Origin of the sequence: Microbacterium foliorum, assembly GCF_006385575.1 — a bacterium.
Classification (GTDB): domain Bacteria; phylum Actinomycetota; class Actinomycetes; order Actinomycetales; family Microbacteriaceae; genus Microbacterium; species Microbacterium foliorum_B.
Genome location: NZ_CP041040.1, coordinates 322,377 through 335,120, shown reverse-complemented (window position 1 = coordinate 335,120; position 12,744 = coordinate 322,377). Strand labels below are relative to the sequence as shown.

The window sequence follows — 12,744 nt, the reverse complement described above, 5'->3', positions numbered from 1 at the left end:
CGGAAACGGCATTCGGAAGCGCACACGGACTTCGGAAGCGCACGGGCTGAGCCGGCCGCCGCGGCTGATCAGGGCCGCAGCTCAGCCGCCGATGCCCTTCCACGACGTCGACCCGTCGGACTCGACCTGACGCTTCCACACGGGCAGCGACGTCTTGATGTCCTCGATCACCGCGCGACACACGTCGAAGGCCTCCGCCCGGTGCTCCGCGGCGACCGCGATGACCACGGCCGCGTCGCCGACGTCGAGGCGACCGATGCGGTGACTCACAGCCACCACCACCCTGGCGTCGCCGACGGCATCCGCTGCCGCTTGCTCGGCGATGCGTCGCAGCGTCGACTCGGCGTCGGGGTGCGAGCTGTACTCGAGCCCGACCACGGCAGTCGCCGCGTCGGGGTCGTTGTCGCGCACGCGGCCGATGAAGGTCGTGACGCCACCCAGGGCAGGGTCGTCGACGGCGGCCAGGTGCGCGTCGACGTCGAGACGCTCGTCTGAGATCGCGGCGATCCGCACCTCGTTCACGAGTGGTCACCGCCCTCGACCTGGTCGACCACGTGTCGGGCGACGGTCAGCACGACGGGAACCCCCGATGCCACGGCGCGAGGCGACCCGGGAAGATTGACCACGAGGACTCCTGCCGGGTCGACGACGCCGGCGACGCCGCGAGACAGCACCGACAGCGGAGTGTCGGCCAGACCACTGCGACGCAGCTCCTCTGCGATGCCCGGAACCTCGCGGGTGATCACCCGACGCGTGCCCTCCGGGGTCTGGTCACGCGGGCCCACGCCGGTTCCGCCCGTCGTCACGATCAGCCGCACGCCACGGGCGACCGCCCGACGCAGCGCGTCGGCGACGGAGGTCGCCCCGTCGGCGATGACCTCGGCATCCGGGCAGTGCCACCCGGCATCCCTCAGCAGGCCGACCGCGATGGGTCCGCCCCGGTCTTCTCGTTCGCCCGCGAATGAGCGGTCGGAGACGGTGATCACGCAGGCGGGGAGCGACGTCATGGCTCCCACCCTAGGGCGAGAGCCGGCGGGACGCGCCGACATCACGAGACGCGGATGAGCGACCGCTGCCAGCCCGAAGAGCCGTTCGGGGCGATCGGCGCACGCTCTTCGATCTGCATGTCGCCGTTCTTGTTGATCGCCCGCACAGCCACATAGTGCGTGCCGGGAGTGGCATCCCACTCCATGAACCACTGCACCCAGGTGTTCTCGTTGACCGGGGCAGACAGCGTCGCCGGCATCCAATCGCCCTCGTCGATGCGCACCTCGACGCGCTCGATTCCCACGGTCTGCGCCCAGGCGACACCCGCGATCGGGATGCGTCCGGCGTCGACCGCCTGGCCGACCTTCGGGGTGTCGACGCGCGAGGCGAACTTGATCGGCGCCTCGGCGCTGTAGCCGCGCGGAGTCCAGTAGGCCTCATCCTTGTCGAAGGTCGTGACCTTCAGCTCGGTGAGCCACTTCGTCGCCGACACGTAGCCGTACAGACCGGGCACGACCATGCGCACCGGAAACCCGTGCTCGAGCGGCAGCGGCTCGCCGTTCATGCCCACCGCGAGGATCGCGTCGATGTTGTCGTCGGTCAGCGCCGACAGCGGCGTGCTCGCGGTGTAGCCGTCGACGCTCTTCGAGAGCACCATGTCGGCTCCGGACTTCACGCCGGCCTTCGCGAGCACATCGCGCAGCGGCACACCGAGCCACTTCGCGTTGCCGACGAGGTCGCCGCCGACCTCGTTCGAGACGCATGTGAGGGTGATCGCGTATTCATCGAGGCCCATGTCGAGGATGTCCTGGAAGCTCATCTCGACCCGCTGATCGACCATGCCGTCGATCACAAGGCGCCAGGTGCTGGGGTCGATGGTGGGCACCGTCAACGCCGTGTCGACACGGTAGAAGTCCTTGTTGGGGGTGAAGAGCTGGGTGAGGCCGGGGATGTCGAGCTCGGCGCCGTTCGGCACGGTCACGGTCGACTTCGGCGAGGGCAGCGTGAGCGCCTCGCGGATCGTCGCCACGGAGGCGACGGTCATGCTCACCGCACGCGAGGCGATGCCGACCACGACGGCGGAGGCGCTGGCGATGCCCGCGAGGATGAAGAACTGACGGCGCCCCATCGCCTTCGGCGGCTGCTCGGCATCCTGGCCCACCGTCTCCGAGCCGGTCGCGACGAGACCCTCGCCCTTGCGGTCGGTCATCACGACAGGAACGGCCGACACCTTCCACGTCTTCAGACGGCGGATCAGGAGGACGATGAGGATCGAGCCCGCGATGGTTCCGAGAACGGGAGGAAGGAACGCGAGGGGCGTGGCACCCGCCCTGGTCACGATCGCCGCGGTGGAGAGCGCGCCCGCGACCAGCAGGGCGATCACGCCGAGCGGGGGACGGAGCAGCTGAAGGATTCCGGCGATCGCTGACGCGATCACCACCGCGAGACCGAGACCGACCAGCAGCGCGATCTTGTCGTACTCGCCGAAGGTCGCGATCGCGAACTCCTTGAACGGCTGCGGCACGATGTCGATCACGAACCCGCCGACCGCGAGGATCGGACTCGCCGAGCGCGCGAAGATCAGCGCGAAGAGCTCGGCGGTGGCGAGGAAGACGGCTCCGCTGATCACACCCGAGAGTGCGGCCCAGAAGATGAATCGTCTGCCCTTGCTGCGCTGAGGGTCTTTGCTGCGCTGTGCCATGGTCTGCTCCTTCGCACCGCCGACGGTGTGGTCAGCGGTTGTTCGGAGCGGAGACGCGAACGGATGGTCGCGTGAGAGCTGTCGCTAGAGGCGGCGCGCGGTGATGGTGTCGCGGTCCTGCAGCTGACGCAGGGTGCGCAGGCATCTGGAGCAGAGGATCTCGACACGACGAGGGTGGTTCTCCCCGCAGACGCAGTCGACGGTCACGCGCCACTTGGCCTTGCGTCCGCACGCGGCATACGCCTCGTCGTCACCGTGGTCGCACTCGCAGAGCTGGCGCCCGCGATCATCGAGACCGGGGAGCTCCCCGATGATCTGCTCGACGTCGGAGACCGGGGGCTGCTGCGTTTTCACCACCTGCCCATGTTCCCAGGGGTGTGCGACTGCGGGCAACACCGCCGCGCTCGCGGGCGGCGGGTCAGACCTGCACGACGTGCGGCGGGGGCGGCGGCGCGAGCTGGCGCTGCGGCACGCCGTGGGCCTCGCGGTGCAGGCGCTCCATCCGACTGTCGAGCTCCGCGGCGGCCTCGGCCGCATCGGTCAGGCTCTCGACGAGGTGCGAGGGCACCTGGTTCGAGAACTTGTAGTAGATCTTGTGTTCGAGGCTGGCCCAGAAGTCCATCGCGATCGTGCGGAACTGCACCTCGACCGGCACCGCGAGCGCCCCGGTCGACAGGAACACCGGCACCTCGATGATCGCGTGCAGGCTCTTGTAGCCGTTCTCCTTCGGAGTGGCGATGTAGTCCTTCACGGTGCGCACCGTGACGTCGTCCTGTGCGGTGAGCAGGTCGAACAGGCGATACACGTCGGCGACGAAGCTGCAGGTCACGCGCACGCCGGCGATGTCGGTGATCTCCGAGCGGATGCGCTCGAAGTCCGGCTCGGCGATGCCCTTGCGGGCGATCTTCTCGACGATGCTGTCGGGAGTCTTCAACCGGCTCTTGACGTGCTCGATCGGGTTGTATGCGTGGTGGTGCGTGAACTCGTCGCGCAGGATCCCGATCTTCGTCTCGACCTCCCGCATGCCGAACTCGTATTCGCGCAGGAAGCGCTGGAACTCGTCGCGGAGCTCCCGAGTCTGCTGGATCGCGTCGTCGGTGACCTGAAGGGACGTCATGCCTTCGACGTTATCCGTCCGTGATCGGAAGTGGCTGTGCATCGTCGATGGAGTCGAGAACCTTGACGATGTCGGAGGCCGGGTCTAGAACGGAGGACATGACCAGCGCAGGAGAGAAGTGGACCGAGGCGTACGTCGAGGCCTGGAGGTCGAACGATCCACAGCAGATCGCCGCGCTCTTCAGTGAAGACGCGATCTACCTCACCAGCCCCGACGCCGAGCCGCGCGTCGGCCGAGCCGACATCGTCGCGGGCTGGCTCGAGGACCTCGACGAACCGGACACGTGGACGTTCGACTGGTGGATAGTGCGCGAAGACGATGAATTCGTCGTGATCGAGGGGCGCACGAAGTATCCGGACGAGCGCGACTACGTGAACCTCTGGATCGTCCGACTCGATGCGGAGGGGCGGGCGACCGCCTTCACCGAGTGGTACATGCCCCGCCCCCATCAGGACTGACGGAGACCGGCACCCGGGGGCCGTGAGGATTCCGTTAGGGACGCCCGAGCACCCGTAGGGATTCCGTGAGGAACCCGTGAGGGAAGCGTTCGAGAGCGTAGTGTCGCCCGACGTGTCAGAAGAAACCCGCGGCAACACAGACGCTCCTCCTCGCGTGAAGCGCATCCTGATCGGCGACCCGCTGACGAGCGCGCAGGTCGATGATCAGCTGCTCCCGAAGAAGATGGCACTGCCGATCTTCGCGTCGGATGCGCTGAGCTCGGTCGCCTACGCGCCCCAGGAGCTCGTGATGATCCTGCTCATCGGCGGTCTCACCTTCCTGTCGTTCACGCCGATCGTCGCGGTGGCCGTCGTCGTGCTGCTGATCGTCGTGGTGCTCAGCTACCGCCAGCTCATCAAGGCCTATCCGTCGGGTGGCGGTGATTACGAGGTCGCCTCGAAGAACCTCGGCGAGATTCCCGGCGTCATCGTGGCGGCGGCCCTGCTGGTCGACTACGTGCTGACGGTCGCCGTGTCGGTCGCTTCCGGTGTCGACAACATCATCTCGGCCGTGCCCGGGCTCGACCCGGCGCGGGTCGAGCTCGCGGTCGGATTCGTGATCCTGATCATCATCGTGAACCTGCGCGGGGTGCGCGAGGCCTCGCTCGTCTTCGCCATCCCGACGTACGTGTTCATCGGCTCGGTCGGCTTCATGATCGTGACGGGGCTCTTCCGCACGTTCCTCGGTGATGCGCCGGTGGCGTCGAGCGCCGAGTTCGCCGTGCACTCCGAAGACCTCGGCCAGGCCGCCGTCATCCTCCTGATCCTGCGCGCGTTCTCGAGCGGATGCTCGGCCCTCACCGGCGTCGAGGCGGTGTCGAACGGCGTGCCCGCCTTCCGCACGCCCAAGGTGCGCAACGCGCAGACCACGCTCGTGCTGATGGGCTCGATCGCCGCCTGCCTGTTTGCGGGTCTCACCGCGCTCGCGCTGATCACCGGCGTGCACTACGCCGAGAACTCGTGCGACCTGATCGGGTTCGACTGCTCGAACCCGCAGCCGAGCCTGATGGCGCAGATCGCCTCGGCGACGTTCGGTGGCGGCAGCATCCTGTTCTTCATCATCCAGGCGGCGACCGCGTGCGTGCTGCTGCTCGCGGCGAACACGGCGTTCAACGGCTTCCCGCTGCTCGGCTCGGTGCTCGCCCGTGACGGCTATGCCCCCAAGTCGCTGAACACCCGCGGCGACCGCCTGGTGTTCTCGAACGGCATGATCATGCTCGGCATCGCGGCGATCGCCGTGCTGGTGATCTTCCAGGCGAAGCTCACCACGCTGATCCAGCTGTACATCATCGGCGTCTTCGTGTCGTTCTCGCTCGGGCAGATCGGCATGGTGCGTCACTGGAGGCGCATCCTTCGCGGCCCGGCTGAGGAGACGCCGGGCTCGGGGGTCGACGGCGCCTCGGCATCCGATCGCCGCTCGGCCAAGATCGGTCTGATCATCAACTCGGTGGGCGCCGCGATGACGGTCGCCGTGCTGCTGATCGTGACGATCACGAAGTTCACGCACGGCGCGTATCTGGTGTTCTTCGCGATCCCGGTGCTGGCGTTCCTGATGATGGGCGTGAAGCGGTACTACCGCGACGTCGAGCACGAGATCGCGATCGACGACACGACGAAGTTCGGCGCGACAGGCGACCTGGCGATCGTGCTCGTCAACCGCCTGCAGAAACCGGTCATCAAGGCGATCGACTATGCGGTCGCCGCCAAGCACGGCAAGACGCTGGCGGTGCACGTCGCCGTGGCATCCGACGATGCCGCGCAGTTGCAGAAGGACTGGGCCGACCACCTGGTGCCGATCCCGCTGGTGATCGTCGAGTCGCCGTTCCGGTCGTTCGCGCAGCCGGTGACGCAGTTCATCACCCAGTACCGCGAGAAGCACGGCTCGTCGGTGGTCACGGTCTACCTGCCGCAGTACATCGTGGGGCACTGGTGGGAGACGTTCCTGCACAACCGGCGCTCGCGTCGCCTCGCCAACCAGCTGATGCTCGTGCACGGGGTCTCGATCACGCTGGTGCCGTGGCTGCTCGATTCGTCGGAGCTCATCTACGGTCGGCGCTCGCGACCGCTGCCCGGGCAGGAGCGCGCAGGACGGCCGGTCGTCGTGCAGGGTCGTCGCGCGCACCGCCCCGAGGGCCCGCCGGAGAGCTGATTGCCCGCCCTTCCGGCGAGATCCACCTTCTCGCCCGAGACCCACCTTTCTGCACCAGACCCACCTTTCTGCCTGAGACCCACGCGCACGCGGTGGGTCTCAGTCGGCAATGTCGGCTTCGACGAGGTGGCCGCTCGATGGGGCAGCCGTCAGGATGCCGCGAGGACACCGCCGAGGATCTCGGCCGCCTCCGTGAACCGTGACGGGTCGGCGTGGGCGTAATTGAGGCGCACATAGGCGCCCGAAGGCTCGGCCGGGAACCACTCCGCCCCGGGCGAGATGACGAGTCCGCGGGACTCGCACTCCCGGACGACCGCGTCGACATCGGTTCCGTCGGGAAGCCGTGCCCACAGGTTGAGGCCGCCGGCGGGAACCACATCGACGGTCGCGGTCGGAGCGTGCTCGGCGAGGCTCGAGAGCAGCAGGTCGCGCCGAGTCCGCAGCTGATCGCGGAACCCGCGCAGGTGGCTCCGCCATGCGGGCTGGGTCACCACGTCGAGGGCAGCCGCCTGCAGCACCCCGCTCACGTACATCGACTCGGCGGCGCGGTCGGCGAGGATGCGCTCGCGCGCCGGCCCCCGGGCGATCACCGCGGCGATCCGCAGCGCCGGTGACACGCTCTTGGTCAGCGAACGGAGATACACGACGTGGCCGTCGTCGTCGAGCGCGGCGAGCGGCGATGGCTCGCCGTCGATCGCCAGGTCGTGCGCCCAGTCGTCTTCGATGAGGAAGGCACCGTGTCGTCGCACGCTCTCGAGAACGGCGAGGCCTGTCGACGCGGGCCACCTGGCACCGGACGGGTTCGCGAACGTGGGCTGCGCGTAGAACGCGCGAGCCCCGGTCTCGATGAAGGCGCGCTCGACGGCATCCGGATCCGGGCCGTGCGGACCCGAGGGGATCGGCACCAGGACGACCCCGGCCTGCTCAGCGGCGAGCAGCGCACCCCAGTAGGTGGGCGATTCGATCAGCAGCGGCTGGCCTGCACCGACCACGGCCCGGAAGATCGAGCTCAGCCCGCTCTGGCTGCCCGCGATCACGAGGGCGTCTCTCGCGGATGCCGGCGTGACGTCTGCCGGTGCGGATGCTGCGAGCTCGGCGGCGAACCACGCCTGGAGTTCGGGCAGCCCGGCGGCCGGGGAGCGGGTGAGCGCCGCGGAGGTGCGTGCCGCGCGGGTGATCGCCTGGCGGACGAGCCGCTCGGGAAGCAGCTCGACGGCGGGGTACCCCGAGTGCATGCCGATCGCATCGGGGGCGACGGTGCGCTGCGTCGAGGTGAGGCCGGCCAGTCGGGCGGGAGGCGCCCCGAGGGCGGATGTCTGCCAGCCGTAGTCCGCAGCGCGGGGCGGTCGCTGCGCCCGCACGAACGTGCCCGCCCCCGGTCTCGAGTCGACCAGACCCAGTCGCGCCAAGCGTGCCATGGCCCTCTGCACGGTGACGGGACTCGCACCGTACTCGGCGACGAGGGCACGATTCGACGGCACGCGGGCGCCCGGTGGAGCCGATGCGATCCACCGACGGAGTCCGGCCACGATCCGGTCACTGCTATCCTCACTCATGAAGGAACAGAGTAGCGTTATCGTCCGGCCGCGTACACCGCTATCCTCACGCGCCGGACTCTGGTGGGGTCTCCTCGGCGTCACTGCCTTCTCCTTCACTCTCCCCTTCACCCGCATCGCGGTCGGCGGCCTCTCGCCGCTGTTCATCGGATCCGGCCGCGCGGTCGTCGCCGCAGCACTCGCCGCCCTGGCGCTGGCGGCGACGCGTCAGCATCCGCCCACCAGGGCGCAGTGGTGGCGACTCGCGATCGTCGCCGGCGGCGTGGTCGTGGGATTCCCCCTGCTGACGTCGTTCGCGATGACCGCTGCGCCCGCGAGCCACGGCGCCGTGGTGATCGGCCTGCTGCCGGCAGCGACCGCCGTGATGGTGGTGCTGCGCACTCGAGAGCATCCCGGACGAGAGTTCTGGTGGTTCGCCGCCCTGGGTGCCGCCGCGGCTGTCGTCTTCGCGTCGCTGCAGAACGGCGGTCTCGGCGAACTCCACTGGGCCGATCTGCTGCTGTTCGGGGCGGTGCTCGCGGCGGCCATCGGATACGCCGAGGGCGGGCTGCTCGCGCGAGAGATCGGCTCATGGCAGACCGTCTCGTGGGCGCTGGTGCTCGCGGCGCCGCTGATGCTCGCGCTGAGCCTGGCTTCGGCGTTCACCGACCCGCCGACCGCCTCGCCCGTGCAATGGCTCGCCTTCGCCTACCTCGCCGTGGTCAGCATGTTCCTCGGATTCTTCGCCTGGTATCGCGGGCTCGCGATCGGGCCCATGGCCCCTGTCAGCCAGATCCAGCTGGTTCAGCCCGTGATGAGCATCGCCTGGGCCGCACTGCTTCTTCACGAGCAGATCGGCTGGCCCACCGCACTGGGCGGCATAGCCGTCATCCTGTGCGCCGCTCTCGCGGTGCGCACTCGTCTGAACCGTCCCCGACCCGCCACAAACCCCTGAAAGAGGATTTCTCATGCGCCACACGCCCCGCTACCTGATGACCGACCCACACGAGGTGAAGCGCCTCATCCGCGGCAACCCGTGGGCCACGTTCGTGTCGCCCGCGAGCACCGGACTGGTCGCCTCGCACTATCCCGCGCTGCTGATCGAAGACGAGCACGAGATCGTGATCGCGAGTCACTTCGGCCGCCCCGACGAGCAGCTGCACGAGCTGGGAGACCACGAAGTGCTCGTGATCATCCAGGGCCCGCACGACTACGTGTCGCCCAGCCTCTACGCGCCGGGAGACCTGGTGCCGACCTGGAACCACGTCACGGCCCACCTCTACGGCACACCCGAGATCCTCAGCGAGGAGGAGAACTACGCCATGCTCGCGCAGCTCACCGACCACTTCGAGAAGGGCACCCCGCACGGGCGCAGCCTGTCGGAGGATGAGGCCGGCACGCGTCGCGCGGCGAAGGGCACCGTGGGCCTGAGGATGCGTGTCGACCGCTTCGATGCGCGCGCCAAGCTGAGCCAGAACAAGTCTCCCGAGGTGCGAGACAACATCACCGGGCGGTTCGACGAGACGAACGCGGCACTCGCGGCCGAGATGCGGCGCGTCTGAGCCCATCTCGCGCCTGCCCTCGCCCCTGCCACTCGTACGTTCCAGTCGCAGTTCGTGCCGCTTCGGGTCCGTCCGAGCGACGCAGACTGCGACCGGAGCGGGTCAGAGGTCTGTGACTCCGTCGACCACGAAGGTGTAGAGGTCTCTCACCAGGTCGGTCGCCTCGAGACGGTCGCGATCGCGCGCGGCGGTGACGAGCGCGTCGACGACCGATCGCAGCATCGCGGGGTTGCGAGGTCGGCAGAGCGAGCGGATGCCGAGCACCAGCGCCGGTCTCTTCGACGCGTGCAGGGTGCTCAGGTATCGATTGCGCGAGAACGCCGCGAGCAGGTCGAGCAGCTCCCACAGTCCCTCTGCCCCGACGGCCTGGTCGTTGTCGTCGGTCTCCCAGAGCTCTCTGACGGTCGCCGCCCTCGTGGCGAACTCGGCGATCTGCGCCTCGGTCGCCTGCGCGATTCCGAGGTCGGCCGCCGCGATCGACAGGCCCGAGCATTCGGCGGCGACGGCGACGAACCACGCGGGGGTCGGTGTCACGACGACCGACGCCCTGTTCAGTCGGTGGTCGATCAGGTGCATCGCCTCGAGTGCGCCGAGGGCGGATCGCACGGTGCCGGCGGCGACGTTGAGGCGCTGCACGAGGGCCGTGACCGACAGGGGATCGCCGGGGGCCAGTTCGCCCGACTCGATCGAGTGCGCGAGTGAGTCGACGACGGCATCCGCTCTCGAGGTGATGAGAGGCAGTGGCTGCTCGACCCCTCCCAGCAGTCGCGTGGAGTTCAGTCTGTCGATCCGCCGGTCGGGCATGTCATTCCCCGGGTGATCGGCCGATGCGTGTCGGGTCGCTGGAGGCGGATGCGGCGGCGAACGCAGCCGCCGCGCGGAGCGGATCGATCGTCGATCTCAGGAACAGCGGTTCGATGATCTCGCGTACGCCGATGCCATCTCGTCGCTCGAACAGCGCGCGCAGCTGCTCGAGACCCGTGCGCATGAAGTCGACGAGCTCGGCGGCGACCGGTTGCGCGGGCACGGTTCTGGTCAGGTGCAGGGCGAGCTGCCCGTCGAGGATGTCGATCATCGTCTGGTTGTGGGCGCTCAGCACGATCTCACCCCACAGCGCATACCAGAGGCTGAGACCTTCGCGGGTGGAGGCTCCTGCGAGGCCGGCGGCGAGCAGTCCGTCGATGCGCTCCTGCAGCGACGCGACCTGCTCGTCGGTGTAGGTCGGCACGGCTTTGACCGCGCAGTATCCGATCATCGCGACGGCGGTCTCGACGCGGTCGGCCTGTGCGTCGAGATCGACCGGGGCGACGCGAGTGAACCGGTTGGTGCTGACTTCGATGAGCCCGAGGTCGGCGAGGCGGTTCAGGGCTTCGCGGATGGGCGTGCGGGAGACGCCGTATTCGGCCTGCAGATCCTGGTCGCGGATCTCTTCGAGGGGCTGCATGCGCCCAGAGATGATCTCTTCGGCGAGCGTGGCGAAGACCTGGTCGCGGATCAGCTGCCGCGGCCGAATCGGCAGAGATGCGCTGATGTCGCCCACGGGCACACTTTATGCCGGTGTCATGCCGACGCACCATACATCAGGCACTGAAATTTCACCAGATCGGACGTGATGTGCGTAGCGTTGAGGCGTAGGGCAGCGACCCTCACCCGGCACACACTCCCCATGTCGTGCTGCGGACCTCCCCCAGATCCCGTGACCTGAGTCGCTGCCCTTTTCCCTACCCGGGGCCGGCGCCGGAATGATCGGTCTCAGCCAGCGACGAACGTGAGCACGAGCGTGGCCACCAGCACCGTCGGCACGGCGACGATCGCACCCCAGAGCATCAGGCTGCCCCAGCGGATCTCGACCCCCAGCGACACCACTCTGTGGTGCCAGAGCAGCGTGGCGAGCGACGCCCACGGTGTGATCAGCGGGCCGAGGTTCACCCCGATCAGCAGTGCCATGAGCGCGACCGGGTCGCCGGCTGTGGGTTCGAGGATCAGGTAGGCGGGCAGGTTGTTGACCCCGTTCGCAGCGAGCGCGCCCGCTGCCGAGAGACGCAGCAGCTCTGCGGGCGCGTGGCCGCTGGTCGCGAGGACCGACAGGAAGTCGAGGATGCCGTTCGCGTGCGCGGTCTCGACCACGACGAACAGGGCCGCCGCCAGGCCGATCGCCTGCCCCGGCACGAGCGAGAGTCGGAGCACATGACGACGCCGGATGCCGAACACGACGATGAGCACGAGCGCGGCGACCGTCGCAGGGATCCACACGTCATGGGTCAGTGCGAGCAGGGGCATCAGGAGCAGCAGGATGCCGGAGGCCGCCCAGAAGAGCACCCGGTCGGAAGGGTCTCCGCCGGTCGGAGCGCGATACCCGCCGAAGAGCGTGCGCCGATGTCGCAGTGTGAGGATCACCACGGGCACGAGCACCCCGACGAGCGTCGGCGCCCAGCTCAGCGCGAGGAACGCGAGCGGGTCGTCACCGATCGACCGCGCCGCGAGCAGGTTCGTGAGGTTCGAGACGGGCAGTGCGAGGGATGCCGTGTTCGCCAGCCACACCGTGACGAGTGCGAACGGCAGGGGCGGGATGCCGACGCTCTGCGCGAGCACGACCACGACCGGCGTCACGATCACCGCCGTGGTGTCGAGCGACAGGAACACCGTGCTGATGACGGCGAGCACCACGACGGACAACCAGAGCAGGATGACGCGCCCCTGCCCCCACCGAGCCAGACGCTGTGCGACGACGTCGAACACCGCGGCATCCCGGGCAAGCTCCGCGACGATCGTGATCGCGATGACGAACCCGAGCACCGGCGCGATGCGGGCGCCGAGCGCCCCGGCATCCGAGGGCGGAAGAACGCCCGTGACGATGCAGACCAGTGCCACGGCGATGAGCGCCAGGACGATGATCGTCCCCGCTCCCAGCCGCCGTCGCGTCGCACTCACTCGCTGAGTGTAGATCCGGTGGGGCCGCTGCGCGTTCGTTCCGGTGGCAGTCAGTGCCGACGATGCTGGTTGCGGTCGCGGTTGGTGCCGGGTCCGGCTCAGACGCGCGGTGCCAACTGCCACCGGCACACGGGCCTCGAGCGGCAGACCACTCGGCTTCCTCGCTGAGCTGTCGCCTACGGGTTCCTGAAGACGTCGTGGTCGCCGACGCGACGCCAACGGATGCGCAGCTCACCTTGGACGGTGACGATCTCGAACGTGGCG

The 12,744-nt window shown here is 68.7% G+C and carries 13 protein-coding genes; 4 read left to right on the top strand and 9 right to left on the bottom strand.

All coding sequences use genetic code 11. The features are described 5' to 3' along the window. Positions 1-81: 81 nt before the first annotated feature. From FIV50_RS01675 to FIV50_RS01655, 5 genes are all read right to left on the bottom strand, one after another. Positions 82-522 carry a molybdenum cofactor biosynthesis protein MoaE gene (locus tag FIV50_RS01675; protein ID WP_140035907.1) on the bottom strand — a complete coding sequence of 147 codons (441 nt, stop codon included), beginning with the start codon at positions 520-522 and terminating at the stop codon, positions 82-84. After that, positions 519-1,007 carry a MogA/MoaB family molybdenum cofactor biosynthesis protein gene (locus tag FIV50_RS01670; RefSeq protein WP_140035906.1) on the bottom strand — a complete coding sequence of 163 codons (489 nt, stop codon included), beginning with the start codon at positions 1,005-1,007 and terminating at the stop codon, positions 519-521. Before FIV50_RS01670 ends, FIV50_RS01675 begins: the two co-directional genes overlap by 4 nt. A gap of 41 nt (positions 1,008-1,048) precedes the next feature. Next, positions 1,049-2,689: a molybdopterin-dependent oxidoreductase gene (locus FIV50_RS01665; RefSeq protein WP_140035905.1), complete on the bottom strand. Its 1,641-nt coding sequence runs from the start codon at positions 2,687-2,689 to the stop codon at positions 1,049-1,051. Between the two features lie 84 nt (positions 2,690-2,773). Further along, entirely contained in the window at positions 2,774-3,046 is a 273-nt protein-coding gene (locus tag FIV50_RS01660) for a hypothetical protein (protein ID WP_140035904.1), read from the bottom strand. Positions 3,047-3,107: 61 nt separating this feature from the next. After that, positions 3,108-3,806 carry a GTP pyrophosphokinase gene (locus FIV50_RS01655; RefSeq protein WP_140035903.1) on the bottom strand — a complete coding sequence of 233 codons (699 nt, stop codon included), beginning with the start codon at positions 3,804-3,806 and terminating at the stop codon, positions 3,108-3,110. A 98-nt stretch (positions 3,807-3,904) separates the two neighbouring features. Between FIV50_RS01655 and FIV50_RS01650 the strand changes: the two genes are divergently transcribed. Together FIV50_RS01650 and FIV50_RS01645 are read left to right on the top strand one after the other, a co-directional pair. Further along, complete coding sequence (locus FIV50_RS01650) at positions 3,905-4,264, top strand: nuclear transport factor 2 family protein (RefSeq protein WP_140035902.1); 360 nt, start codon at positions 3,905-3,907, stop codon at positions 4,262-4,264. Positions 4,265-4,364: 100 nt separating this feature from the next. Then, a complete protein-coding gene (locus FIV50_RS01645; protein ID WP_140038582.1) occupies positions 4,365-6,452 on the top strand; it encodes an APC family permease in 2,088 nt (695 codons plus the stop codon). Positions 6,453-6,601: 149 nt separating this feature from the next. On the opposite strand, the gene FIV50_RS01640 is transcribed toward FIV50_RS01645, so the two are convergent. Further along, positions 6,602-8,008 carry an aminotransferase-like domain-containing protein gene (locus tag FIV50_RS01640; protein ID WP_140035901.1) on the bottom strand — a complete coding sequence of 469 codons (1,407 nt, stop codon included), beginning with the start codon at positions 8,006-8,008 and terminating at the stop codon, positions 6,602-6,604. On the opposite strand from FIV50_RS01640, the gene FIV50_RS01635 reads away from it, so the two are divergent. Together FIV50_RS01635 and FIV50_RS01630 are read left to right on the top strand one after the other, a co-directional pair. Continuing rightward, positions 8,007-8,942 (top strand): DMT family transporter, encoded by a 936-nt coding sequence (locus FIV50_RS01635; protein WP_140035900.1) that lies wholly within the window; start codon positions 8,007-8,009, stop codon positions 8,940-8,942. The two genes, FIV50_RS01640 and FIV50_RS01635, sit on opposite strands and share 2 nt — an antisense overlap. Before the next feature lie 13 nt (positions 8,943-8,955). Next, positions 8,956-9,549 (top strand): FMN-binding negative transcriptional regulator, encoded by a 594-nt coding sequence (locus FIV50_RS01630; protein ID WP_140035899.1) that lies wholly within the window; start codon positions 8,956-8,958, stop codon positions 9,547-9,549. A 102-nt stretch (positions 9,550-9,651) separates the two neighbouring features. Here FIV50_RS01630 and FIV50_RS01625 read toward each other — a convergent pair whose 3' ends face one another. From FIV50_RS01625 to FIV50_RS01615, 3 genes are all read right to left on the bottom strand, one after another. Then, positions 9,652-10,353: a GntR family transcriptional regulator gene (locus tag FIV50_RS01625; RefSeq protein WP_140035898.1), complete on the bottom strand. Its 702-nt coding sequence runs from the start codon at positions 10,351-10,353 to the stop codon at positions 9,652-9,654. A 1-nt stretch (position 10,354) separates the two neighbouring features. Continuing rightward, positions 10,355-11,089 carry a GntR family transcriptional regulator gene (locus tag FIV50_RS01620; RefSeq protein ID WP_140035897.1) on the bottom strand — a complete coding sequence of 245 codons (735 nt, stop codon included), beginning with the start codon at positions 11,087-11,089 and terminating at the stop codon, positions 10,355-10,357. A gap of 212 nt (positions 11,090-11,301) precedes the next feature. Further along, a complete protein-coding gene (locus FIV50_RS01615) occupies positions 11,302-12,480 on the bottom strand; it encodes an SLC13 family permease (protein WP_181164296.1) in 1,179 nt (392 codons plus the stop codon). Positions 12,481-12,744: the final 264 nt, after the last annotated feature.